This window comes from Thauera sp. SWB20 (assembly GCF_000831325.1).
Lineage (GTDB): Bacteria > Pseudomonadota > Gammaproteobacteria > Burkholderiales > Rhodocyclaceae > Thauera > Thauera aminoaromatica.
The window spans coordinates 41,107-63,738 of the sequence record NZ_JTDM01000015.1 but is presented as its reverse complement, the minus strand read 5'-3'; the positions used below and the strand labels follow the sequence as shown (position 1 = coordinate 63,738).

The window sequence follows — 22,632 nt, the reverse complement described above, 5'->3', positions numbered from 1 at the left end:
CCGCATGTTCTTCCATCGGTGGAAATCTTGTCAAATTCACTGCATCCCCTCCGCGTCCTGTTCAACCATGCGATGGACGTGCTCGCGCCGCAGGACTGCTTCGTCTGCGGTGCGACGAGCGGCGGCGAGGCCGTCTGTGCCGCCTGTGCCGACGAGCTGCCGCGGCGTCCTTCCACCGCGTGCCCGCAATGCGGCCTGCCCGGCCTGGATGGTGGCCGTTGCGGCGCCTGCCGGCGCAGCGCGCCGGCCTTCGATGCGACGCGGGCGGTGTTCGATTTCGCCTTCCCGGTCGACGCGATGATCCATGCCCTCAAGTACCGCCACCAGCTCGCGGTGGGCCGTTACCTTGGCGATGCGTTGGCCCGATGCGGCGCCGATTTCGCTGCGGAAGACGGCGCGGGGGCCGATCTCGTGCTGCCGATGCCGCTGCATCCGCGCAGGCTCGCCGAGCGCGGCTTCAACCAGGCGGTGGAGCTGGCGCGCGGATTCGCGCGTGCGCGCGACCTGCCGCTCGGGCTCGCCGTCGTGCGCAAGCTGCGCGACCTGCCGGCGCAGGCCGGGCTCGACCGCGAGGCCCGCCTGCGCAGCCCGCGCGGCGCCTTCGAGTGCGTGGAGGACCTGAGCGGGCGCAGGGTGATCGTGGTCGACGACGTGATGACCACCGGCGCCACGCTCGACGAGCTTGCGCGCTGCCTCAAGGGGCGAGGGGCGAGCTGGGTCGGCAACCTGGTCGTGGCGCGCACGCCTTCGCCCTCTTGAGCCCGCGGTGGTGGCGGCCTGCTAGACTCGCCGGCCGGCGGCTCCGCTGCACTCGCTTCGGCTTGCGGAGCGGTCTTGCCGCAGCCGATTTCCGCCCGGCCATGCACCTGCACCCGGCCAACCTTGGCTATCCAGCGATGTTCGAGATCGTCCTCTACCAGCCCGAGATCCCGCCCAACACCGGCAACGTGATCCGCCTCGCCGCCAACACCGGCTGCCGCCTCCATCTGGTGGCGCCGCTCGGCTTCGACCTGTCGGACAAGCAGCTCGCCCGCGCCGGCCTGGACTACCACGATCTCACCTGCCTGACCGTGCATCCCGACTGGGCGCACTGCCGCGAGGTGCTCGCCGGGCGGCGCATGTTCGCCATGAGCACGCGTGCGAGCCGGCGTCACGACCGTGTGGATTTCCAGCCTGGCGATGCGCTGCTCTTCGGTCCCGAGAGCCGCGGCCTGCCCGAGGAGATCCTGCGCGAGTTCGCGCCCGAGCGGCGGGTGCGCATCCCGATGCGCCCGACCAACCGCAGCGTCAATCTGTCGAACGCGGTGGCGGTGGTGGTGTACGAGGGCTGGCGCCAGCACGACTTTGCCGGCGCCGTCGCGCAGGGCGACTGAGCCGAGCCGCGCCGCGCGCGCTCACTCCGCGCGCGGGTCGCGTGCGAGCAGGCGCTCCACGGCGCCGCGCGCGTCGAGTCCGTGATGGAGGAGAGCGTCGATGGCTTCGCAGATCGGCATCTCGACGCCATGGCGGCGGGCGAGGCCGACCACCTCGCGTGCGGTCGACACGCCCTCGGCAACGTGGCCGAGCTGGCGCAGGATGTCGGCGAGGCCCTTGCCCTCGGCCAGCGCCAGGCCGACGCGGCGGTTGCGCGAGAGGTCGCCGGTGCAGGTGAGAATCAGGTCGCCCATGCCGGCCAGGCCCATCAGGGTCTCGCCGCGCGCGCCGAGCGCACGCGCGAGGCGGGCGATCTCGGCCAAGCCGCGGGTGATCAGGGCGGCGCGCGCATTGAGTCCGAAGCCCATGCCGTCGGAGACGCCGGCGGCGATCGCCATGACGTTCTTGACCGCGCCGCCGACCTCGCAGCCCACCAGATCGGTGTTGGCGTAGATGCGCAGGCGGGGCTGGTGCAGCACGCCCACCCAGTGGCGGGCGAAATCGGCGTCGTGTGCCGCCAGCGCGATCGCCGCGGGCAGGCCGCGCGCGACCTCGGCGGCGAAGCTCGGGCCGGTGAGTACGCCACTCGCGGACCCGGCGCCGCACTCCTCGGCGACGATCTCGTGCGGCAGCTTGCCGGTGCCGGCCTCGAAGCCCTTGCAGGCCCACAGCAGCGCACGCCCGGGAGCGAGCCGACGCAGCTCGCGCACCGTGGTGCGCAGGCCGGCGAGGGGGGTGACGACCAGATGCAGCTCGGCCTGCGCTGCGGCGCGCGCGAAGTCGGCCTCGACCGCGAGCGTGTCGCGCAGGCGGACACCGCGCAGGTAGCGGGTGTTCTCGTGGATGCGGGCGATCTCTTCGAGCTGGCCGCGGTCGCGGCCCCACAGGACCACCTCGTGGCTGGCGGAAAAGGCTTGGGCGAGCGCGGTGCCCCAGGCGCCCGCGCCGAACACGGCGATGCGGCGGCGGCTCACAGTCCCCATACCTCGCTGGCGTGCACGTAGCCTTCGAAGCCCTCGACGTGGCGCACGCGCGCCCAGCCCTCGCTGGCGGGTTCGAGCAGTTCGAGGACGACGTTGCGCGTGGCTTCGAAGGCGGGCGCGGCGGTCTCCTGCGCGGCGCGGCGCACGATCGCGCGCTCCGCGGTGACGATGACCGTCCGGCGCGTGACGAGGGCGCCGCCCTCGACCCAGCCGAACCCGCCGGCAGGGTCGCGCACGCGCATCCAGCCGTCCTCGCGCACGACGATCTCGACCGGTGTGCCCGGGCGCAGGCGGAACAGCGCCTCGGCATCCGGCGCCGGCTGCTCGCGCAGCAGGGTCGAAGCCGCGACCGAGCGGTATTCGATCGCCTGCGCGGCGACCGGCAAGGCCGCGCCGCTCAGGGGGGCGGACACGGCGAGCATCAGGAGCGCGCGGCCGAGCGGCGCCGAAGGTATCTGCGGGGACGGACGGCGCGCGCGCTTCATGCGGGACGCCTCACTGGATGGGAACTTCGCCGTTCGCCTGCTCGATGGCCTGCTGGCGTTGCGCCTGGTAGAGCGATTCGAAATTGACCGGCGAAAGCAGCACCGGCTGGAAACCGGCACGGGTGACCGCGTCCGACACCGCCTCGCGGGCGTAGGGGAAGAGGATGTTGGGGCAGCCGATCATCATCACCGGCTCCAGCTCACCCTCGGGGAGGTTGCGGATCTGGAAGATGCCGGCCTGCGCGACCTCGACCAGGAAGAGGTTGCGTTCCTCGCCGATGCGGGCGTTGACGGTGACGGTCAGGGTGACTTCGTACACGCCTTCCTCGACCACCTGGCCTTCGGTACGCAGTTGCACGTTCACCTGCGGGGTCTCGCGCTCGAGGAAGATCTGCGGGGCACCCGGCACCTCGACCGAGAGGTCCTTGACGTAGAGTTTTTCGATCGAGAAGACGGGTTGGGTGTTTTCGCTCATGAATCGGGTTCCGGTTTGGGTGGGTACGGCCGCGCCTGCGGCCGCGGGGAAAAAGGATGCTCGGCGGGGAGCGTCGGAGATGGGGGGCGGGGGCGTCTCGCGTGCCGCGGGTACGAACCCGCGCTCAGGCGCTCTCGCCGCGCAGCAGCGCAGCGAGCCTGCCGCCGCGCTCGAGGGCGAGGAGATCGTCGCAGCCGCCCACATGGTAGTCGCCGATGAAGATCTGCGGAACGGTGCGGCGTCCGCTCAGCTTCATCATCTCCTCGCGACGCGAGGGGTCGAGATCGACGCGGATCTTGTCCAGCCCGACCACGCCCTTGTCGAGCAGCAATTGCTCGGCGCGGATGCAGTAGGGGCAGGTGGCGGTCGCGTACATGCGGATCGGAGGCTGCATGCTCACTTCCTCTTGCGGCTGACGGGCTGCCCCGCCTTCTGCCACTCCATCATGCCGCCGCGCAGGTTGTAGATGCGGTTGAATCCGGCCTTGCGCAGCGCGCCTGCGGCGCTGTTCGAGCGCGCGCCGGTGGTGCAGCAAAGGATGACCGGGTGGTCCTTCCACTTTTCCATCTCCTTGCCGCGGCGCTCGATCTCGCCGGCGGGGATGTGGCGCGCGTTGGGGATGTGGCCCTGGGCGTACTCGCCCTGCTCGCGCACGTCGATGACGATCGCGTCCTCGCGGTTGACGAGGAGGGTCGCCTCCACGGGCGAGAGCTGGGTGTCGTCGCCGCGGCTGCGCACGAGTTCGACCATCAGCCAGGTGCCCGAGGCGGCGGCGAGCGCCGCCCAGTACCAGTTGTGTTGCAGGAATTCCACGAAGGGGATGCTCCGGTTGCGGGGTTGGGGGGTCAGCGTTCGGCGTCGTCGTCGGCGCAGAAGACCTCGCGCATCAGCACGATCAGCTGCAGGGTGCGCTCGTCGCCGACGCGGTAATAGACGCGGTTGGCGTCCTTGCGCGTCTGCAGCACACCCTTGTCGCGCAGGATGGCGAGATGCTGGGAGATGTTGCTCTGCGAGGTTCCCACCGCGTCGACGATGTCCTGCACGCATTCTTCGCCGCTGCCGAGCACACAGAGGATCTTCAGGCGCAGGGGATGCGCGATCGCCTTGAGCGCGCGGGCGGCGGTCTCGATGTGTTCGTGCTTGTCGATCAGGGTGGTGATTGCGTCTTTGTCCACGATGGGGCCGGCAGAACCAAAGCGCTAGTATAAAATAACGCGTTGTCCCGATGCATGAGAGATCTCGCGTCCGAGCGGCCGCGTGCCGGTCACGAGCCGCCGCCTCGCGCACCCTTCACCGCATCGGGTCCCTTGTCCGACTGCCCTCCGTCCTCGCCCCCGTCCAGCATTGCTCGCCCCTCGCAACTCTCCGCGGATCCCACCCCGTTGTCGCCCAGAAGCCTGAAGTCGCCGATCGCAGGCGCGTGCATCGCCGCGCTCGCCGCCCTCCTTGTCGTGCCCGGCCCGGCCTTCGCCCAGGCCGGCGGCGAGATCGCCGAGCGGCGCTCCGACCTCGACGAGCTCAAGCAGCGTATCCGCGAGTTGCAGGAGGAGATGGCGAAGGCGGAGGCCGATCGCACCAGCGCGCAGAAGGCGCTGGTCGACTCCGAGCGTTCGGTGTCGCGCGCCGTACGCGAGCTCGCCCGCATCGAGGGCGAGCGCAGGAATGCCGAGAAGCGGCTCGCGGTGCTCGAAGGCGAGCAGCGCGAGACCGCCGCGCGCATCGACGCCCGCCGCGGTGAGCTCGCCGACTGGGTGCGTCGCCACTACGTGCATGGCGCGGCCGACGGTGTGGCGCCGCTGCTGTCGGCACGCGACCCCAACCAGCTCGCGCGCGACGCGCACTACCTGGAGCACCTTGGTCGCGCCCGCCTGGAGCTCATCGAAGGCCTGCGCACCGACCTCTCCGAGACCCGGCGCCGCGCCGACGAGATCAGCGCCCGCCGCGATCGTCTCGCCACGCTCGAGAGCGAGCAGCGCGACCGCCAGCAGCAGCTGCAGACCGAGCAGTCGCGGCGCAAGGCCGCGCTCGCCGAGGTGAGCCGCGAGCTGCAGGCGAAGAAGAGCGAGGTCGATGCGCTGCAGCAGGACGAACAGCGTCTCGGCAAGCTCATCGAGACCCTCGCTCGCCGCGCCCGCCTCGCCGCCGCGCGCGAGGCCGCACGCCGTGAAGCGGAGCAGCGCGAGGCCGAACGCCGCGCCGCCGCGCAGCGCGAGGCCGAACGTCGCGAAGCCGCGCAGCGCGAGGCGGAGCGCCGTGCGGCGCGGGCACGCGCCGAGCACGAACAGCGTGGCGAGACCGCAGCGCGCGCGGAGCCGGCGCCGGTGCCACGCCTCGAGGCGCCGCCGCCGGCACGGGTGGAGCGTGCGCAGCGCCCCGAGCCGGTGGTCGGCGAGGTCCGCGACGCCGCCAGTGCCACGCCCACCGGCGTGCGCTTCAACCAGCTGCGTGGGCAGCTGCGCTTTCCGGTGCGCGGAGAACTCGTGGGCCGCTTTGGTGCTCCAAGGGCGGAGGGTGGAACCACCTGGAAGGGCGTGTTCATCCGCGCCGGCAACGGTGCCGAAGTGCGTTCGGTGGCCGGCGGGGAAGTGGTCTTCTCGGACTGGTTGCGCGGGTACGGCAACCTCATCATCGTCGACCACGGCAGCGACTACCTGACCATCTACGGCAACAACGATTCCCTGCTCAAGGAAGTGGGCGATCGCGTCGGCGGTGGCGAGCCGATCGCCAGCGTGGGCGCCGCCGGGGTGGGCAACGATTCGGGTTTATACTTCGAGATCCGTCACCAGGGGCAGCCGCTCGATCCGATGCAATGGATGCGGCTCAACTAGACGGGACGGCCGACCGGGGCGGTCGGCGCACTACTGGAGTTCTCATGCGCAGCAGCAAGCTGAAACAGTTCGGCCTCGTCATGACCGGCATGGTGGCCGGGATCATGATCAGCCTCAATTTCTCCGCCAACGCCGACCGCAGCGCGCCCCTGCCGCTGCCGGTCGACGAGTTGCGCGCCTATGCCGACGTCTTCAACGCGATCAAGCAAGGCTACGTCGAGCCGGTGGAGGACAAGAAGCTGATCACCGACTCGATCAGCGGCATGCTCTCCGGGCTGGATCCGCACTCCGCCTATCTCGACGCCGAGGCCTTCAAGGACCTCCAGGTCGGCACCCAGGGCGAATTCGGCGGTCTCGGCATCGAGGTCGGCATGGAAGACGGCTTCGTCAAGGTGATCTCGCCGATCGAGGATACTCCGGCCTTCCGCGCCGGTGTGCTGGCGGGCGACCTGATCGTCAAGCTGGACGACACCCCGGTCAAGGGCATGAGCCTCAACGACGCGGTCAAGCGCATGCGCGGCAAGCCGCGCACCGACATCATCCTCACGATCATGCGCAAGGGGCAGTCGCAGCCGATCGTGATCAAGCTGACGCGCGAAGTCATCAAGGTGCAGAGCGTCAAGTCCAAGGTGGTGGAGCCCGGCTACGCCTACCTGCGCATCGCGCAGTTCCAGGAGAACACCGCCGCGTCGGTGGTCGAGCACCTGGCCAAGCTCGGCGCTCAGGGCCCGGTGCAGGGCCTGGTACTCGACCTGCGCAACGACCCTGGCGGCCTGCTGCACGGCGCCGTGGGCGTGTCGGCGGCCTTCCTGCCCGAAGAGACCCTCGTGGTGAGCACCGACGGCCGCACCGAGGACGCCAAGCGCGAGTACCGCGCCATCCAGGCCGACTACCTGCGCGGCACCCGCGACGACTTCCTGCGCCGCCTGCCGGCCTATGCGCGCGACGTGCCGATGGTGGTGCTGGTGAACGCGGGCTCGGCCTCGGCCTCGGAGATCGTCGCCGGCGCGCTGCAGGATCACAAGCGCGCCAGGGTGATCGGCACGCAGACCTTCGGCAAGGGCTCGGTGCAGACCATCCTGCCGCTCAACAACAACACCGCGATCAAGCTCACCACCGCACGCTACTACACGCCGAGCGGGCGCTCGATCCAGGCCAAGGGCATCGCGCCCGACATCGTCGTCGAGGAGACCGCCAACGGGTCCGGCCGCCGCGTGCGCGAGGCCGATCTGCTGGGGCATCTCGAGAACGACAAGGGCGCCGTGGAGGCCGCGAAGGCCGCTGCCGGCAAGGCGGACGGCGCGCCGGCAGAAGAAACCGCGGCCGAGACCGCGCGCTTCGAGCTCGCGGGCGACAACGACCACCAGCTCAAGCAGGCGATCCGCCTGCTCAAGGGCGAGGACATCGCCCACGCCGCGCCGGCCGTCGAGGCCGAAGCGGCCGGGGGACAGGCCGCGGCGGCCGGGGTCGCGCAGCCTGCGGCGGCGAAACAGTAAGCCGGGAGTCCGGCCGGGGGGACGATCATGCGCAGGGAAACTGCCTACAAGCTGGCGGGCCGGCATCACGACCGGCCCTTGCCGGGCGCCGATATCCACAAGCATCGCGAGATCCGCTTCAAGCCGCTCCCGCCCGGGCAGGTGGAGCGCGCCTGGAAGTCGCTGCAACTGCTCAAGGGCCTGCAGCTCGAGCGCACCGACGATCCGCTGGGAATCGTGGTGCGCTACTCGGTGCTCGACTATTCGCTCGAGTCGCTCGAGGACGCGCTGCGCGAGGCCGGCTTTGCGCTGGAGAATTCGCTCTACATCAAGCTGGTGCGGGCACTCGTGTATTTCAGCGAGGAGACCCAGCGCCACAACCTGCTGTCGCCCGAACGCCTGATCAAGCAGTCCAACGAGGTCTACATCCAGGCCTGGGACCACCACGTGCATGGCGACCACGACGACACCCCGCTCGAACTGCGCGAATACAAGTAATCGGGCGATGAACGACGACCAGCTGCTGCGCTACAGCCGCCACATCCTGCTGCCCGAGATCGACGTCGAAGGCCAGCAGGCCCTGCTCGATGGGCGCGCGCTGGTGGTCGGCGCGGGCGGGCTGGGCTCGCCCGCGGCGATGTACCTTGCCGCCGCCGGGGTCGGCACCCTCGTGCTCGCCGACCACGATACGGTCGATCTCACCAACCTGCAGCGCCAGATCATGCACTCGGCCGACATGGTCGGCCTGCCCAAGGTCGCCTCGGCACGTGCCACGCTGCACCGGCTCAACCCGCAGACCCGGCTCGAGCCGATCCAGGCGCGCCTGGAGGGCGAGGCACTCGAGGCCGAGGTGGGGCGCGCCGACGTGGTGCTCGACTGCACCGACAACTTCGCCACCCGCCACGCCATCAATCGCGCCTGCGTGAAGCACCGCAAGCCGCTGGTGTCGGGCGCGGCGATCCGCTTCGACGGTCAGGTCTCGGTGTTCGACCTGCGCAAGCCCGACAGCGGCTGCTACCACTGCCTGTTCCCGGAAGGCGAGGACATCGAGGAGGTGCGCTGTGCGGTGATGGGCGTGTTCGCCCCCATCGTCGGCATCGTCGGCACCATCCAGGCTGCCGAGGCGCTCAAGGTCCTCATTGGTTGCGGGCGCACGCTCGACGGCCGCTTGCTGCTGCTCGACGGCTTGTCGATGGAATGGCGCAGTGTCGCGCTCGGGCGCGACCCCGGCTGCGCGGTGTGCGGGACGGCGCGATGCGCCGGAGCGGTGGAATCAGCCCTGCGCTAGCGGTCGCGCGATCAGGCGCAGGTCGGGGCCGATGCGGCGCAGGTCGCGGATGTCCAGCCTTGTGGCGCCTTCCAGGCGGGTGAGCGCGGGCAGGTTGAAGAGCCCCTGCGCGGCGTCGCCGACCAGCATCGGCGCCAGGTAGATCAGCAGCTCGTCCACGCAGCCCTCGCGCAGCAGCGAGCCGTTGAGCTTGAAGCCGGCCTCGACGTGCAGCTCGTTGATGCCGCGCTCGCCCAGCAGGCGCAGCAGCGCACCCAGATCCACCTTGCCGGCCGCGTTGGGCACGAAGACGATCTCGTGGCCGGCCGCGCGCAGCATGTCGATGCGGGCTTGATCCGTGCTGCCGGTGGCGATCAGGATGGGTTCGCCCTGCAGGATGCGGGCCTGCGGCGACACCTCCAGGCGCGCATCGACCAGGATGCGCAGCGGCTGGCGTTCGCAGGGCACGTCGCGCACGCCGAGTTGCGGATCGTCCTCGCGCACCGTGCCGATGCCGGTCAGGATCGCGCATGCGCGCGCGCGCCAGCGGTGGCCGTCGCGGCGTGCGGCCGGGCCGGTGATCCACTGGCTGACGCCGTTGTCGAGCGCGCTCTTGCCGTCGAGCGTGCCGGCGACCTTGAGCCGCACCCAGGGCCGACCGCGCGTCATGCGTGAAACGAAGCCGATGTTGAGCTCTTGCGCCGCCTCGGCGAGCAGGCCGTGCGCGGCGGCGATGCCGGAAGCGCGCAGGCGGGCGAGACCGCGCCCGGCGACGAGCGGGTTGGGGTCTTCCATGGCGGCGATCACGCGCGCCACGCCGGCCTCGATCAGCGCGTCGGCGCAGGGTGGGGTGCGGCCGAAGTGCGAGCACGGCTCCAGAGTGACGTAGGCGGTGGCACCGCGCGCAGCCGCTCCGGCCTGGCGCAGCGCGTGGACTTCGGCGTGGGCCTCGCCGGCGCGCGCGTGCCAGCCCTCGCCGACGGTCGTGCCGTCGCGCACGATCACACAGCCCACGCGCGGGTTGGGCGAGGTGGTGTCGAGGCCGCGGGCGGCGAGCTGCAGCGCGCGCGCCATGGCGGCGTGGTCAGCCGCCGAAAAGGTCATGTCCGGGGTCCGCTCCGCCCTTGTCGGCCTTGCCGCGCCGCGGGCGCGTCTGCACCTCGCGGATCACCTCGGCGAACTCGTCGACGTCGGCGAAGTTGCGATACACCGACGCGAAGCGGATGTAGGCCACCTTGTCGAGCTTCTTGAGTTCCTTCATGACCAGCTCGCCGATCTTCTCGCTCGGGACTTCCTGTTCGCCCATGGCGAGCAGGCGCGCCTCGATGCGGTCCACCGCAGCGTCGATGGCCTCGATGGTGACCGGGCGCTTGCGTAGCGCCAGCTTCATGCTGCCGGCGAGCTTGGCGTGGTCGAACTCGGTGCGGTTGCCGTTGCGCTTGACGATGTGAGGCATCTTGAGGTCGATGCGCTCATACGTGGTGAAGCGCTTGTCGCACTTGACGCAGCGACGGCGACGCCGGACGACATCGCCGTCCTCGTTCTCGCGCGTGTCGGTGACCTGGGTGTTGGGGTCAGCGCAGAAGGGGCATTTCATGGCCGGAAGGCGGCGCCGGGCGGGGCGGGTGCCATTGCGGCGCCCGCTCCGCCGAACGGCTTACTTGCCGTAGACCGGGAACTTCGCGCACAGCTCGGCCACCTGGCCGCGCACGCGCGCGATCACCGTCTCGTCCTGCGGTGCGTCGAGCACGTCGGCGATCAGGTGGGCGATCTTCTCGGCCTCGATCTCGGTGAAGCCGCGCGTGGTCATCGCCGGCGAGCCGAGGCGGATGCCCGAGGTGGTGAAGGGCTTCTCGGGGTCATTCGGGATCGAGTTCTTGTTCACCGTGATGTGGGCGCTGCCCAGCACCGCCTCGGCGGCCTTGCCGGTGATCTTCTTGTTGCGCAGGTCGACCAGGAAGACGTGGCTCTCGGTGCGGCCGGAGACGATGCGCAGGCCGCGCTCCTCGGACAGCACGCGTGCCATCACGCGGGCGTTGGCGATCACCTGCTCCTGGTAGTCGCGGAACGCGGGCGAGGCCGCCTCCTTGAAGGCCACCGCCTTGGCCGCGATGACGTGCATCAGCGGGCCGCCCTGCAGGCCGGGGAAGATCGCCGAGTTGAGCGCCTTCTCGTGCTCGGCCTTCATCAGGATGATGCCGCCGCGCGGGCCGCGCAGGGTCTTGTGGGTGGTCGAGGTGACGACGTCGGCGTGCGGCACCGGGTTGGGGTAGAAGCCCGCGGCGATGAGGCCGGCGTAGTGCGCCATGTCGACCCAGAAGATCGCGCCGACTTCCTTGGCGATCTTCGCGAAGCGCTCGAAGTCGATGCGCAGCGCGTAGGCCGAGGCGCCCGCGATGATGATCTTCGGCTTGTGCTCGCGCGCCAGCGCTTCCATCTTGTCGTAGTCGATCTCTTCCTTGGCGTCGAGACCGTAGGCGACCACGTTGAACCACTTGCCGGACATGTTCAGCGGCATGCCGTGGGTGAGGTGGCCGCCTTCGGCCAGGCTCATGCCCATGATGGTGTCGCCCGGCTTGGCGAAGGCCATCAGCACGGCCTGGTTGGCCTGCGAGCCGGAGTTCGGCTGCACGTTGGCGGCCTCGGCGCCGAACAGCGCCTTGAGGCGGTCGATGGCCAGCTGCTCGGCGATGTCGACGTGTTCGCAGCCGCCGTAGTAGCGCTTGCCCGGGTAACCCTCGGCGTACTTGTTGGTGAGCTGGGAGCCTTGGGCTTCCATCACCGCGTGGGAGACGTAGTTTTCGGAGGCGATCAGTTCGATGTGGTCTTCCTGGCGCTTGTTTTCGGCCTGGATGGCGGACCACAGCTCGGGATCGACTTTGGCGAGGGTGTCTTGCGAAGAGAACATGGCGTCTGCTTACCGGATGGGGTTGGGCGGAATCGAGGGGATTCGGACGCGCGATTCTAGCATGCGGCGATGCACGAAAAAGCGGCGGGCGCCCGTCGGACGCCCGCCGCCGGCAGGGAGGCGGCGGCCTTACCAGCCGCGCTGCTGCGTGCCGTAGCCCTCGTTGCCTGCGGCCGCTGCGGGCTCTCCTGAAGGGGGCGTGCCGCTGCCCTCCGGCGCTGCGCTGCCGGGGGGGTCCGCAGGCGATGCCCCGCCACCCCAGCTGTCGGACTGCTGTGCGCCCCAGCCGCCGCCATCGCCGCCCCCGCTGCCCTCGACCTTGATCTCGATGGTGTCGAGATCCACCTCCATCTTCTTGTCCAGCGTGAAGGTCACCAGGCCCGGGAATGCGATCAGCGCCACCACCATGATGATCTGCATCAGCACGAAGGGGATCGAGCCGGCGTAGATGTCCATCGTCTTGACGCCGGCCACGCGCTTCTTCGTCACGCGGTCGAGGTAGTCCTTCGCCGGCGCCACGCTGCGCAGGTAGAAGAGCGCGAAGCCGAAGGGCGGGGTCAGGAAGGAGGTCTGCAGGTTCATCGCCAGCAGCACGCCGAACCACACCAGGTCGATGCCCAGCTTGTCGGCCACCGGCGCGAGCAGCGGGACCAGGATGAAGGCGATCTCGAAGAAGTCGATGAAGAAGCCGAGGACGAAGATCACCGTGTTCACGAACACCAGGAAGCCGATCTCGCCGCCGGGCAGCTTGTCGAACAGGTGCTCGACCCAGATCGGCCCATCGACTGCGGTGAAGGTGAAGCTGAAGATCGTCGAGCCGATGAGGATGAACAGCACGAAGCACGACAGTCGCGCGGTGGCCTCGAGGCCGTGCTTGAGCATCGCCATGTCGAGCTTGCCGCGCGAGTAGGCCATGATCATGCCGCCCACCGCGCCCATCGCGCCGCCCTCGGTCGGTGTGGCCACGCCGAGGAAGATCGTGCCCAGCACCAGGAAGATGAGCGCCAGCGGCGGGATCAGCACGAAGGTCACGCGCTCGGTGATGCGCGACAGCAAGCCCATGCCGGTGAGCTTGTTGATCATCGCCGCGACGAAGGCGAACAGGGTGCCGCCGGTGAGCGCTACGACGATGGTCTCGTCCATCGCCGGCTTGACCTCGGCGCCCTTGAGGGCGGACAGGATCTCGCCGTAGTACATGCCGAAGGTGACCGCGACGACGGTGACGAACAGGGTGAACACCCCGAGCGAGCGCATGCCCGAGCTGCCGTCCGGCTCGCGGTAGGTGCGCGCCTCCGGCGGCAGTGCGGGGACCATGGCCGGCTTGAAGATCGCCAGGCCGACGATGAACAGCGCGTAGAGGCCGATCAGGATGAAGGCCGGGATGAAGGCGCCCTTGTAGAGGTCGCCGACGCTGCGGCCGAGCTGGTCGGCGATCACGATCAGCACCAGCGAGGGCGGCACGATCTGCGCCAGCGTGCCGGAGGCGGTGATCGCGCCGCTGGCGATCGCCGGACTGTAGCCATAACGCAGCATGATGGGCAGCGAGATCAGGCCCATCGAGATCACCGCGGCCGCGACCACGCCGGTGGTCGCCGCGAGCAGGGCACCGACGAAGATCACCGCCAGGGCGAGGCCGCCGCGGACCGGCCCGAACACCTGGCCGACGGTGTCGAGGAGTTCCTCGGCCATGCCGCTGCGCTCGAGCACCAGGCCCATCAGCGTGAAGAAGGGAATCGCCAGCAGGGTGTCGTTCTGGATGATGCCGAAGACACGCAGCGGCAGTGCCTGGAAGATGCTGGGCGAAAGCAGACCGATCTCGACGCCGATGAAGCCGAACAGCAGGCCGCAGGCGGCGAGGGCGAACGCGACCGGGAAGCCGGTGAGCAGGAAGAGCAGCAGCGACCCGAACATCAGTTCGGGGGCGTGGGCGGTGAAGAGTTCGATCATTTCTGCACCTCGCCGGCCTGATCATGATGGGGGTGGTCGTGCGTCGCGTCGTGCGACTCGTTGCCTTCGTGCGCGCCATGCAGCAGCGGATTGGGCGCCTTGCCCTGCAGGAAGGCGAAGCGCTTGATCAGCTCCGATATCCCCTGCAGGCCGAGCAGCCCGAAGCCGAGCGGCACCAGCGCATACACCGGCCAGCGGATCAGGCCGCCGGCGTTGGACGACATCTCGCCCGAGACGTAGGCGCCCACCACCACCGGCCAGGCGAACTGGATCATGAACCAGCACATCGGCAACAGGAACACGATGATGCCGGCGATGTCGATGAACATGCGCGTGCGCATCGACAGCTTGCCGGCGAGCACGTCGATGCGGACGTGAGCGTTCTGCAGGAAGGTGTAACCGGCGCCGAGCAGGAAGACCGCGGCGAAGAGGTACCACTGGATCTCGAGGAAGGCGTTCGAGCCGATGTTGAAGGCCTTGCGTGCGACCGCGTTGGAGGCGCTGATCAGCGCGGCGGCGAGCACCAGCCAGATGATGAACTTGCCGAAGAAGCGGCTCACGGCATCGATGCCGTGTGAAATTCGGAGGAGGGTGTCCATTTGGCTCGCCTCGAGGCTTGCGTGCACAAAAATGCCGAGCGGGGCCAGGGCTTCGCTCGGCGTGAGGGAGGGGGCGGGGGTGCCGCGAGCGATGTCCGGAACGCAAGCAGCTGCGCCCGGACATCCGATCGTCACAGCTTCTGCGAAGCCAGGTATTGCGCGTAGTTGCCTTCTGCGACCGACTCCCACTGCACCTGGTCGGCGAGGAAGCGGCTGTAGTCGGGGTAGACCTTCTTCCAGTTGGCGTTCTTCTCGTTCAGTTCTGCATAGACCTCGCGCGAGGCCTTGAACGCGGCGTCCATGAAGTCCTTCGGGAAGCGCGACAGCTTGGCGCCTTCCGCGATCAGCTGCTTGAGCGCGCTCGGGTTGCGGGCGTCGTAGCGCGCCTGGCAGGTGACGTGCGCGGCGCGCGAGGCCTGCTCGACGATCGCCTTGTACTCGGCCGACAGGCCATTCCACTGCTTGTCGTTGATATATACCGAGAACTGGGTGCTGCCTTCCCACCACGCCGGGAAGTAGTAGTTCTGCGCCACCTTGTGCAGGCCGAGCTTGAGGTCGTCGTAAGGACCGATCCATTCCGCGGCGTCGATCGTGCCTTTCTCCAGCGACTGGTAGATCTCGCCGGCGGGGATGTTCTGCGGCACCGCACCGAGCTTGGCGAGCACACGGCCGCCGAAGCCGCCGATGCGCATCTTCAGGCCCTCGACGTCCTTGACCGACTTGATCTCCTTGCGGAACCAGCCGCCCATCTGCGCGCCGGTGTTGCCGCAGGGGAAGTTCACGATGTTGAACTGGGCGTAGAACTCGCGCATCAGCTTGAGGCCGTTGCCTTCGAACATCCACGCGCTCATCGCGCGCGAGGTCATGCCAAAGGGGATGGTGCAGTCGAAGGCGAAGGTCTCGTCCTTGCCGAAGAAGTAGTAGGGCGCGGTGTGTGCGCACTCGATGGTGCCCTGCTGCACGGCATCGACCACGCCGAAGGCGGGTACGAGTTCGCCCGCCGGGTGCACCGAGATCACGAACTTGCCGCCGGTTGCATCGGAAACGTACTTGGCGAATGCCTCGCTTGCACCGAACACGGTGTCCAGGGACTTCGGAAAGCTGGAGGCCAGGCGCCAGCGGATCTGCTGTTGAGCGTTGACGATGGCCGGTGCGGTGCCGGCGGCGAGAATGCCGGCCATGCCGGCGCCCTGCAGGAATTTACGACGTTCCACGGTGTCTCCTTGTCGCGTGAGGTGTGATGTGTGATCGAAACCTTCGATGCGATTATAGGAAGACCCGATTCCGGGCCGTAATCCACGGAAAACCCTAATGGCGGTCGTCTACGTCATTTTCGATGCGCTTCGCATCAGGTTCCGGGCAGTTCGTCCAATGCGTCGGCGAGGTGACGCTCGTCGGCCCATGCGATCAACCGCCAGCTTCCGGCCGTGTGTTCGATCCAGTTGAGCGCGGCGTTCGGGATCGCGAAATCGCGCACGCCCTCGAGCGTCTTGCCGGTGGCCAGGCGGTGGGCGATGTCGAGCACGCCGCCGTGGGTCACCACCACCACCGACTCGCCGGCGTGGCGTGCGGCGATCTCCTCCAGTGCCGCATGCACGCGCGCGGCGAGCCCGTGCAGGCTCTCGCCGCCGCCGTCGAGCGCCACTTGCGGATCGCGCTTCCTGAAGTGCTGCCAGGCCTGCGGCTGCTGGTGTTCCGCTTCCTCGAAGGTCAGTCCCTGCAGCACCCCGTAGTGACGCTCGCGCAGGCGTGCGTCGTGGGTGGCGGCGAGGCCGTGCGCGCGCGTGACCGCGTCGGCCGTCTGGCGCGCGCGCTGCAGGTCGCTGCTGTAGAGCGCGGCAAAGCGTTCGCCGGCGCGCGCGAGGCTGCGCGCGGTGGCCTCGGCCTGGGACAGGCCGCGCGGATTGAGCGGCACGTCGATGTGGCCCTGCAGGCGGCGCTCGGCATTCCAGGCGGTCTCGCCGTGGCGTACGAGGCAGATCCGGCAAGCAAGTGCGGATTGTGTCGAGTTTCGTGTTTTCATCGTGATCGGCAAGCTGTCGCCCGGCGAGGGCGGCCCTTGTGGGATAATCGAGATTTTAAGGCCTGCCGGCTCGCAAAGCGGCACCGGGCGGCGTCCCGCCCCGGTTTCCGGAGTTTTCCCGTGTCTTCTTTGCTGCGCTTATCCCGCTTGATCGACTGGATCAACGAACGGGTCGGACGCGCCGTGATGTGGCTGGTGCTGGTCGCCGTGGTGATCAGCGCCGGCAACGCCCTCGTCCGCAAGCTGTTTAACACAAGTTCCAACGCCCTGCTCGAGATCCAGTGGTACCTGTTCGCCGCGATCTTCATGCTCGCCGCGGGCTACACCTTCCTGCGCAACGAGCACGTGCGCATCGACATCCTCACCAGCCGGCTGTCGCCGCGTGGGCAGAACGTCGTGGACATCGTCGGCATCCTGTTCTTCCTGCTGCCGATGGCCGGGCTGATCCTGTGGCTGTCGTGGCCGATCGTGATGACCTCGCTCGCCTCGGGCGAGATGTCGCAGAACTCCGGCGGCCTGATCCGCTGGCCGGTCAAGATGATGCTGCCGCTCGGTCTCGGCCTGCTCGTGCTGCAGGCCTTCTCCGAGCTGGTCAAGCGCATCGCCTTCCTCGCCGGCCACGGCCCCGACCCGTTGCAGAAGAAGTCCTCCGGCGCAGCGACCGCGGACCTGGTCGCAGCGATCAAGGCGCAGCGCGAGGGGAGGGTGGAGCCATGACCGAGTTCGTCGTCGCCAACATGGCGCCGCTGATGTTCGCGTCCATGATCCTCTTCCTGCTGTTCGGCTTTCCGGTGGCGTTTGCGCTCGCGGCCAACGGCATCCTGTTCGGCCTCGTCGGCATCGAGCTCGGCCTGCTCCACGGTGCGCTGTTCCAGGCGCTGCCGGAGCGCATCTTCGGCATCATGGCCAACGACACCCTGCTCGCGGTGCCTTTCTTCACCTTCATGGGGCTGATCCTCGAGCGCAGCGGCATGGCCGAGGATCTGCTCGACACCATCGGTCAGTTGTTCGGGCCGATCCGCGGCGGCCTCGCCTTCGCGGTGATTTTCGTCGGCGCGCTGCTCGCGGCGACCACCGGCGTGGTCGCGGCCTCGGTGATCTCGATGGGTCTGATCTCGCTGCCGATCATGATGCGCTACGGCTACGACCATCGCCTCGCCACCGGCGTGATCGCCGCCTCCGGGACGCTGGCGCAGATCATCCCGCCCTCGCTGGTGCTGATCGTGATGGCCGACCAGCTCGGCCGCAGCGTCGGCGACATGTATCAAGGCGCGCTGGTCCCGGGCTTGGTCCTCACCGGCCTGTATGTGGTCTATGTCGCGGTGGTGGCGATCTTCCGGCCGTCGCTCGCGCCGGCGATGCCGCCCGAGGCGCGGACGCTGCGCGAGCCCGATGGCGCCAGCGGGTTGCGCTCGCTGGCCCTGCTGACCGTGGTCGCGGGCGCCGGCGCCTGGCTCTTCGCCAGCCAGATCTATCGCGCCGATGCACCGCGCGACGAGGTGGTGGTGGTGTCGGCGATGGCCGGGATCGGCATCGCGTTCGTGGCAGCGATGGTCAACCGCATCTTCGGCATCGGCCTGCTGTCGCGCATGGCCGAGCGCGTGACCTTCGTGCTGATCCCGCCGCTCGGGCTGATCTTCCTCGTCCTCGGCACCATCTTCATCGGCGTCGCGACGCCGACCGAGGGCGGTGCGATGGGGGCCCTCGGCGCGGTGCTGATGGCGCTCGCGCGCCGGCGCCTGTCGCTGCCGCTGCTCAGGCAGGCGATGGATTCGACCACCAAGCTGTCGTGCTTCGTGGTCTTCATCCTGATCGGCTCCAGCGTGTTCGGCCTCACCTTCCGCGGTGTCAACGGCGACCTCTGGGTCGAGCACCTGATGACCTCGCTGCCCGGCGGGCAGACCGGCTTCCTGGTCGCGGTGAACCTGCTCGTCTTCGTGCTCGCCTTCTTCCTCGACTACTTCGAGCTCGCCTTCATCATCGTGCCCCTGCTCGCGCCGGTGGCGGACAAGCTCGGCATCGACCTGATCTGGTTCGGCGTGCTGCTGGCGGTGAACATGCAGACCTCCTTCCTGCATCCGCCCTTCGGCTTCGCGCTCTTCTTCCTGCGCTCGGTGGCGTCGGAGAAGGTGAAGACGGCGTCGATCTACTGGGGTGCGGTGCCCTTCGTGATCATCCAGCTTGTCATGGTCGGCCTCATCATCGCCTTCCCCGGCCTGGTGTCCTACGGCGACGCGGGCGCCAAGCCGGCGCAGCAGCAGGAACTCGACCTCGAGCAACTGCTGCAGGGCGGCGGCGGGGCCGCAGCGGCGGGCGATTCGAACGCCGACCTGATGCGGAAACTGCAGGGCGACTGAGTGCGCGCACCATGAAAAAAGCCGGGCATGCCCGGCTTTTTTTGCGCCTGAAGCCTGAAGCCCGTCAGCGCACCGACTGCATGAAGCGGTCGAAGCCCGCCTCGGCGACGCTGAACCACGCGTTCTGCGACTTGCGGTACTTCTCGAACTCGGCGTAGATCTTGGCCCACGCCGGGTTCTTCGCGGCCTCCTCGGCGTACAGCTCGCGCGAGATGTCGAAGGCCTTCTTCATGATCTCGTTGGAGAAGTTCTGCAGCTTGACGCCCTGCGCGAGCAGGCGGGCGAGCGCCTGCGGGTTCTTGTGGTCGTACATCGCGGTCATCTGGATGTGCGCCTCGCGCGAGGCGGCGCGGAAGGCGGCCTGGTATTCCTTGGGCAGCTTGTCCCACTCGGCCTTGTTCACATAGAAGTGCACCACCGGGCCCGGCTCCCACCAGCCCGGCGAGTAGTAGTGGGGCGCGACCTTGTAGAAGCCGAGCTTCTCGTCGTCGTAGGGGGCGACCCACTCGGCGGCGTCGATGGTGCCCTTCTCGAGCGAGGGGTAGATGTCCGAGCCGGCGATCTGCTGCGGGATCGCGCCCATGCGCGACATGATCTCGCCGGCGATGCCGGCGATGCGGATCTTCAGGCCCTTGATGTCCTCCAGGGTGTTGATCTGCTTGCGGTACCAGCCGCCCATCTGCACGCCGGTGTTGCCGCCGAGGAAGGAATACACGTTGTAAGTGCCGTAGAACTCGTCGAGCAGCTCCTGGCCGCCGCCGCCGATGATCCAGGCGTCCATCTGGCGCGCGTTCATGCCGAAGGGCACGGCGGTGCCGAAGGCGAAGGTCTTGTCCTTGCCGACGTAGTAGTAGGAGCACGAGTGGCACATCTCGACCGTGCCCTGCTGCACCGCGTCGAGCGCCTGCAGGCCGGGGACGATCTCGCCGGCCGGGAAGATGCGGATGTCGAACTTGCCGCCGGTGATCTCGCGCAGGCGGTTGGCGAGCAGTTCGGCGCTGCCGTACAGGGTGTCGATGCTCTTGGGGAAGCTCGAGGTCATGCGCCACTTGATCTCGGGCAGGCCGGTCTGGACGGCGGGGGCGGCGACGGCCGCGGTGGAGGCGACGCCTGCGGCGGCACCGGCGGCAAGGCCGACGCTGGCCTTCTTGAGGAATGAACGACGTTCCACGATTTCTCCTTGTGTTCGGGGGTGGATTCCAGCGAATTCAGCGAACGATTATAGACGCCGCTCGCGCAACGGGACGGAAAGGTACCGCGCTGGCGGGATGAAGTCCGGACACCGGCTCAGCGCCCGGCGACCTTCATGCGCTCGATCAGCACCGAGCCGCACAGCTTGGCGCCGCGCGGCAGGGCGTCGTTACCCACCGCGACGATGCCGCGGAACATGTCGCGCAGGTTGCCGGCGATGGTGATCTCCTCGACAGCGTGCTTGATGCGGCCCTTCTCCACCCAGAAGCCTGCCGCACCGCGCGAGTAATCGCCCGTGACGTAGTTCACGCCGTGGCCGAGCAGCTCGGTCACGAGCAGGCCGCGGTCCATCTGCCGGATCAGTCCGGCGAGGTCCTGCTCGCCGGGCTTCACGATCAGGTTGTGCGAGCCGCCGGCGTTGGCGGTGGTCTGCAGGCCGAGCTTGCGCGCCGAATAGGCGGAGAGGAAGTAGCCGTTCAGCACCCCGTCGGTGACCACCTCGCGGTCGCGGGTGGCCACGCCGTCGCCGTCGAAGGGGCTGGAGCCGAAGGCCTTCTTCAGGTGCGGGCGCTCGGCGATGCTCACCACCGGCGAGAACACCTGCTTGCCGAGGCTGTCGAGCAGGAAGCTCGACTTGCGGTAGAGCGAGCCGCCGCTCACCGCCTGCACGAAGTTGCCGACGAGCGCCACCGCGAGCTGCGCCTCGAACAGCACCGGCACCTCGCAGGTGCGGATCTTCTTCGCACCCAGGCGCGCCAGCGCGCGCTCGCCGGCGCGCCGGCCAACCTCCTCGGCCACCATCAGCTCGGCAGGGTCGCGCCGCGAGTCGTACCAGTATTCGCGCTGCATGGCGTCGCCCTCGCCGGCGATCACCGAGCACGACAGACCGTGGCGGGTGGTGGCGTAGCCGCCGAGGAAGCCGTGGCTGTTCGCCGACACGAAGTGCGACTGCTGGATCGAGGTGTTGGCGCCCTCCGAGTTGCCGATCTTCGGGCTGACCGCGAAGGCGGCGTCCTCGCAGCGGCGGGCGAGTTCGATGGCCTGCGCGACGTCGATGTTCCACGGATGGAAGAGGTCGAGCTCGGGCATGTCCTTCGCCTTCGCCATCAGCGCCGCGTCGGCCAGCCCGGCGCAGGGGTCGGGCGCGGTGAAGCGCGCGATCGAGAGCGCGGCGTCCACCGTGGCCTTGAGCGCCTTCTTCGAGAAGTCGGAGGTGCTCGCGTAGCCGCGCTGCTGGCCGAGGTACACCGTGACGCCCACCCCCTTGTCGCGGTTGTACTCGATGGTGTCGACCTCGCCGCGGCGCACCGCGACCGACTGGCCGAAGCCCTCGGAGACGTCGGTCTCGCACGACGAGGCGCCGTGCTTGCGGGCGTATTTCAGGATGTCGGTGGCGATCTCGGCGAGATGCGCCTGCGAGAAGGAGAAGCCTTGGCTGGACATGGGCGGGCCGGGTGCGTGCAAAGGCTATAATCTTACCCCGATCGAGCCAGCCCCCCATGCAAGCAATGCGCCACCACCATTCCGACCCCGCGGACGAGGACGATTTTCCCGAGCCGCCGAGCAAGAGCAGCCGCAAGCGCGAGATGCAGGCGCTGCAGGACCTCGGCGAGCAGCTCGTCGCGCTCTCGCCCGAGCGCCTCAAGAAGGTGCCGCTGCCCGAGACCCTGTACGAGGCCATCCGCGCCGCCCAGGGTTTCAAGATGGAGGCGCGCCGCCGCCAGCTGCAGTACATCGGCAAGCTGATGCGCAAGATCGACCCCGAGCCCATTCAGGCCCAACTCGACATCTTCGCCGGCAACTCCGCCGCCGAGGTGGCGAAGATGCACCGCCTCGAGCGCCTGCGCGAGCAGCTGCTCGAAGACGAGCAGACCATCGGCACCATCGCCGAGACCTGGCCCGAGGCCGACCTGCAATACCTGCGCACCCTGCGCCGCAACGCGCTCAAGGAGCGCGAGGCCGCCAAGCCGCCGAAGTCCTTCCGCGAGATCTTCCGCGTGCTGCGCGAGCTGCAGGAAGCCCGCGACGCCGCCGCCGAGGCGGCGGAGACCCCGTCCGACGAGGACGCCGCAGAACAGGGACCGAACTCATGAGCGAACACATCCGCATCGGCCTCGTGTCGATAAGCGACCGCGCCTCCGAGGGCACCTACGAAGACCAGGGCATCCCCGCGCTGAAAGACTGGCTGGGCAGGGCGCTCACGTCGCCGTGGAGCGCCGAGACCCGGCTGATCCCCGACGAGCGTGCGTTGATCGAGCGCACCCTGGTGGAGCTGGTCGACCGGGCCGGCTGCAACCTCGTGCTCACCACGGGCGGCACCGGTCCGGCGGTGCGCGACGTGACCCCCGAGGCCACGCTCGCGATCGGTGACAAGGAGATGCCCGGCTTCGGCGAGGAGATGCGCCGCATCAGCCTGAACTTCGTACCCACCGCGATCCTGTCGCGCCAGGTCGCGGTGATCCGCGGCAAGTGCCTCATCATCAACCTGCCCGGCCAGCCCAAGTCGATCCGCGAAACCCTCGAAGGCGTGCGCGACGCCGACGGCAGCGTGCGCCACGTCGGCATCTTCGCCGCAGTGCCGTACTGCATCGACCTCGTCGGCGGTCCGTATGTCGAGACCGACGACGCGATGATCAAGGCCTTCCGCCCCAAGCACGCGATGCGGCCGAAGCAGGCGTGAG

Annotated in this window: 25 protein-coding genes; 10 read left to right on the top strand and 15 right to left on the bottom strand. The window is 68.8% G+C overall.

Translation table 11 applies throughout. The annotated features are described in order from the left end of the window. Positions 1-27 precede the first annotated feature (27 nt). Both PO78_RS06405 and PO78_RS06400 read left to right on the top strand, forming a co-directional pair. A complete protein-coding gene (locus PO78_RS06405) occupies positions 28-759 on the top strand; it encodes a ComF family protein (RefSeq protein ID WP_041589632.1) in 732 nt (243 codons plus the stop codon). A 137-nt stretch (positions 760-896) separates the two neighbouring features. Next, entirely contained in the window at positions 897-1,373 is a 477-nt protein-coding gene (locus PO78_RS06400) for a tRNA (cytidine(34)-2'-O)-methyltransferase (RefSeq protein ID WP_004326033.1), read from the top strand. A 21-nt stretch (positions 1,374-1,394) separates the two neighbouring features. Here PO78_RS06400 and PO78_RS06395 read toward each other — a convergent pair whose 3' ends face one another. From PO78_RS06395 to PO78_RS06370, 6 genes are all read right to left on the bottom strand, one after another. Further along, positions 1,395-2,396: an NAD(P)H-dependent glycerol-3-phosphate dehydrogenase gene (locus PO78_RS06395; protein ID WP_012585072.1), complete on the bottom strand. Its 1,002-nt coding sequence runs from the start codon at positions 2,394-2,396 to the stop codon at positions 1,395-1,397. Continuing rightward, positions 2,384-2,881: an SH3 domain-containing protein gene (locus PO78_RS06390; protein ID WP_004326031.1), complete on the bottom strand. Its 498-nt coding sequence runs from the start codon at positions 2,879-2,881 to the stop codon at positions 2,384-2,386. The genes PO78_RS06395 and PO78_RS06390 overlap by 13 nt, the downstream gene beginning before the upstream one ends. Positions 2,882-2,891: 10 nt before the next feature. Further along, positions 2,892-3,356, bottom strand: coding sequence for a protein-export chaperone SecB (gene secB / locus PO78_RS06385; protein ID WP_004326030.1), 465 nt, complete (start codon positions 3,354-3,356; stop codon positions 2,892-2,894). Positions 3,357-3,480: 124 nt separating this feature from the next. After that, the gene (gene grxC, locus PO78_RS06380) at positions 3,481-3,750 is read right to left on the bottom strand and encodes a glutaredoxin 3 (protein ID WP_004326029.1); all 270 of its coding nucleotides are present in this window, start codon (positions 3,748-3,750) and stop codon (positions 3,481-3,483) included. 2 nt (positions 3,751-3,752) lie between these two features. Then, complete coding sequence (locus PO78_RS06375; RefSeq protein ID WP_004326028.1) at positions 3,753-4,169, bottom strand: rhodanese-like domain-containing protein; 417 nt, start codon at positions 4,167-4,169, stop codon at positions 3,753-3,755. 32 nt (positions 4,170-4,201) lie between these two features. After that, on the bottom strand, positions 4,202-4,531 hold the full coding sequence (locus PO78_RS06370; protein WP_004326027.1) for an ArsR/SmtB family transcription factor: 330 nt from the start codon (positions 4,529-4,531) through the stop codon (positions 4,202-4,204). Between the two features lie 207 nt (positions 4,532-4,738). Between PO78_RS06370 and PO78_RS06365 the strand changes: the two genes are divergently transcribed. Genes PO78_RS06365 through PO78_RS06350 form a run of 4 tightly spaced genes read left to right on the top strand, consistent with a single transcriptional unit; the run spans position 4,739 to position 8,947 of the window. Continuing rightward, positions 4,739-6,184, top strand: coding sequence for a murein hydrolase activator EnvC family protein (locus tag PO78_RS06365; protein WP_012585074.1), 1,446 nt, complete (start codon positions 4,739-4,741; stop codon positions 6,182-6,184). A 44-nt stretch (positions 6,185-6,228) separates the two neighbouring features. After that, positions 6,229-7,680 carry a S41 family peptidase gene (locus PO78_RS06360; protein ID WP_043742824.1) on the top strand — a complete coding sequence of 484 codons (1,452 nt, stop codon included), beginning with the start codon at positions 6,229-6,231 and terminating at the stop codon, positions 7,678-7,680. A gap of 27 nt (positions 7,681-7,707) precedes the next feature. After that, on the top strand, positions 7,708-8,157 hold the full coding sequence (locus tag PO78_RS06355) for a hypothetical protein (RefSeq protein WP_004313512.1): 450 nt from the start codon (positions 7,708-7,710) through the stop codon (positions 8,155-8,157). 7 nt (positions 8,158-8,164) lie between these two features. Further along, a complete protein-coding gene (locus PO78_RS06350) occupies positions 8,165-8,947 on the top strand; it encodes a HesA/MoeB/ThiF family protein (protein WP_012585075.1) in 783 nt (260 codons plus the stop codon). On the opposite strand, the gene ribD is transcribed toward PO78_RS06350, so the two are convergent. The 7 genes from ribD to PO78_RS06315 form a co-directional block, all read right to left on the bottom strand. Continuing rightward, on the bottom strand, positions 8,933-10,030 hold the full coding sequence (ribD, locus tag PO78_RS06345; protein ID WP_004313516.1) for a bifunctional diaminohydroxyphosphoribosylaminopyrimidine deaminase/5-amino-6-(5-phosphoribosylamino)uracil reductase RibD: 1,098 nt from the start codon (positions 10,028-10,030) through the stop codon (positions 8,933-8,935). The two genes, PO78_RS06350 and ribD, sit on opposite strands and share 15 nt — an antisense overlap. Next, positions 10,011-10,523: a transcriptional regulator NrdR gene (gene nrdR / locus PO78_RS06340; RefSeq protein ID WP_004313518.1), complete on the bottom strand. Its 513-nt coding sequence runs from the start codon at positions 10,521-10,523 to the stop codon at positions 10,011-10,013. Before nrdR ends, ribD begins: the two co-directional genes overlap by 20 nt. 60 nt (positions 10,524-10,583) lie before the next feature. Beyond that, positions 10,584-11,834 (bottom strand): serine hydroxymethyltransferase, encoded by a 1,251-nt coding sequence (glyA, locus tag PO78_RS06335; protein ID WP_012585076.1) that lies wholly within the window; start codon positions 11,832-11,834, stop codon positions 10,584-10,586. 129 nt (positions 11,835-11,963) lie between these two features. After that, positions 11,964-13,781, bottom strand: a complete 1,818-nt coding sequence (locus tag PO78_RS06330; protein ID WP_043742822.1) for a TRAP transporter large permease — start codon at positions 13,779-13,781, stop codon at positions 11,964-11,966. Beyond that, on the bottom strand, positions 13,778-14,380 hold the full coding sequence (locus tag PO78_RS06325) for a TRAP transporter small permease subunit (protein ID WP_043742820.1): 603 nt from the start codon (positions 14,378-14,380) through the stop codon (positions 13,778-13,780). The genes PO78_RS06330 and PO78_RS06325 overlap by 4 nt, the downstream gene beginning before the upstream one ends. Before the next feature lie 131 nt (positions 14,381-14,511). Continuing rightward, complete coding sequence (locus tag PO78_RS06320) at positions 14,512-15,594, bottom strand: TRAP transporter substrate-binding protein (RefSeq protein ID WP_012585079.1); 1,083 nt, start codon at positions 15,592-15,594, stop codon at positions 14,512-14,514. A gap of 134 nt (positions 15,595-15,728) precedes the next feature. Further along, positions 15,729-16,403: a histidine phosphatase family protein gene (locus PO78_RS06315; RefSeq protein WP_012585080.1), complete on the bottom strand. Its 675-nt coding sequence runs from the start codon at positions 16,401-16,403 to the stop codon at positions 15,729-15,731. A gap of 120 nt (positions 16,404-16,523) precedes the next feature. On the opposite strand from PO78_RS06315, the gene PO78_RS06310 reads away from it, so the two are divergent. Continuing rightward, positions 16,524-17,120 (top strand): TRAP transporter small permease subunit, encoded by a 597-nt coding sequence (locus PO78_RS06310; protein WP_012585081.1) that lies wholly within the window; start codon positions 16,524-16,526, stop codon positions 17,118-17,120. After that, positions 17,117-18,760 carry a TRAP transporter large permease gene (locus tag PO78_RS06305; protein WP_043742818.1) on the top strand — a complete coding sequence of 548 codons (1,644 nt, stop codon included), beginning with the start codon at positions 17,117-17,119 and terminating at the stop codon, positions 18,758-18,760. Before PO78_RS06310 ends, PO78_RS06305 begins: the two co-directional genes overlap by 4 nt. A 64-nt stretch (positions 18,761-18,824) precedes the next feature. On the opposite strand, the gene PO78_RS06300 is transcribed toward PO78_RS06305, so the two are convergent. Then, the gene (locus PO78_RS06300; protein WP_043742816.1) at positions 18,825-19,931 is read right to left on the bottom strand and encodes a TRAP transporter substrate-binding protein; all 1,107 of its coding nucleotides are present in this window, start codon (positions 19,929-19,931) and stop codon (positions 18,825-18,827) included. A gap of 116 nt (positions 19,932-20,047) precedes the next feature. Then, entirely contained in the window at positions 20,048-21,394 is a 1,347-nt protein-coding gene (gene pmbA, locus PO78_RS06295) for a metalloprotease PmbA (RefSeq protein WP_012585083.1), read from the bottom strand. A gap of 65 nt (positions 21,395-21,459) precedes the next feature. Here pmbA and yjgA point away from each other — a divergent pair, with 65 nt between their 5' ends. Next, entirely contained in the window at positions 21,460-22,044 is a 585-nt protein-coding gene (yjgA, locus tag PO78_RS06290; RefSeq protein ID WP_004313537.1) for a ribosome biogenesis factor YjgA, read from the top strand. Next, positions 22,041-22,631 (top strand): molybdopterin adenylyltransferase, encoded by a 591-nt coding sequence (gene mog, locus PO78_RS06285; protein WP_004313539.1) that lies wholly within the window; start codon positions 22,041-22,043, stop codon positions 22,629-22,631. The genes yjgA and mog overlap by 4 nt, the downstream gene beginning before the upstream one ends. The last annotated feature ends 1 nt before the right edge of the window (position 22,632 follow it).

Bases quoted from the DNA above. Each gene is read 5' to 3' on its own strand.
- mog (WP_004313539.1), top strand. From the start codon at position 22,041: ATGAGCGAACACATCCGCATCGGCCTCGTGTCGATAAGCGACCGCGCC.
- PO78_RS06390 (WP_004326031.1), bottom strand. From the start codon at position 2,881: ATGAAGCGCGCGCGCCGTCCGTCCCCGCAGATACCTTCGGCGCCGCTC.
- PO78_RS06360 (WP_043742824.1), top strand. From the start codon at position 6,229: ATGCGCAGCAGCAAGCTGAAACAGTTCGGCCTCGTCATGACCGGCATG.
- PO78_RS06305 (WP_043742818.1), top strand. From the start codon at position 17,117: ATGACCGAGTTCGTCGTCGCCAACATGGCGCCGCTGATGTTCGCGTCC.
- ribD (WP_004313516.1), bottom strand. From the start codon at position 10,030: ATGACCTTTTCGGCGGCTGACCACGCCGCCATGGCGCGCGCGCTGCAG.
- pmbA (WP_012585083.1), bottom strand. From the start codon at position 21,394: ATGTCCAGCCAAGGCTTCTCCTTCTCGCAGGCGCATCTCGCCGAGATC.
- PO78_RS06330 (WP_043742822.1), bottom strand. From the start codon at position 13,781: ATGATCGAACTCTTCACCGCCCACGCCCCCGAACTGATGTTCGGGTCG.
- nrdR (WP_004313518.1), bottom strand. From the start codon at position 10,523: ATGAAATGCCCCTTCTGCGCTGACCCCAACACCCAGGTCACCGACACG.
- glyA (WP_012585076.1), bottom strand. From the start codon at position 11,834: ATGTTCTCTTCGCAAGACACCCTCGCCAAAGTCGATCCCGAGCTGTGG.
- PO78_RS06315 (WP_012585080.1), bottom strand. From the start codon at position 16,403: ATGAAAACACGAAACTCGACACAATCCGCACTTGCTTGCCGGATCTGC.
- PO78_RS06355 (WP_004313512.1), top strand. From the start codon at position 7,708: ATGCGCAGGGAAACTGCCTACAAGCTGGCGGGCCGGCATCACGACCGG.
- grxC (WP_004326029.1), bottom strand. From the start codon at position 3,750: ATGCAGCCTCCGATCCGCATGTACGCGACCGCCACCTGCCCCTACTGC.
- yjgA (WP_004313537.1), top strand. From the start codon at position 21,460: ATGCGCCACCACCATTCCGACCCCGCGGACGAGGACGATTTTCCCGAG.
- PO78_RS06395 (WP_012585072.1), bottom strand. From the start codon at position 2,396: ATGGGGACTGTGAGCCGCCGCCGCATCGCCGTGTTCGGCGCGGGCGCC.
- secB (WP_004326030.1), bottom strand. From the start codon at position 3,356: ATGAGCGAAAACACCCAACCCGTCTTCTCGATCGAAAAACTCTACGTC.
- PO78_RS06400 (WP_004326033.1), top strand. From the start codon at position 897: ATGTTCGAGATCGTCCTCTACCAGCCCGAGATCCCGCCCAACACCGGC.
- PO78_RS06325 (WP_043742820.1), bottom strand. From the start codon at position 14,380: ATGGACACCCTCCTCCGAATTTCACACGGCATCGATGCCGTGAGCCGC.
- PO78_RS06350 (WP_012585075.1), top strand. From the start codon at position 8,165: ATGAACGACGACCAGCTGCTGCGCTACAGCCGCCACATCCTGCTGCCC.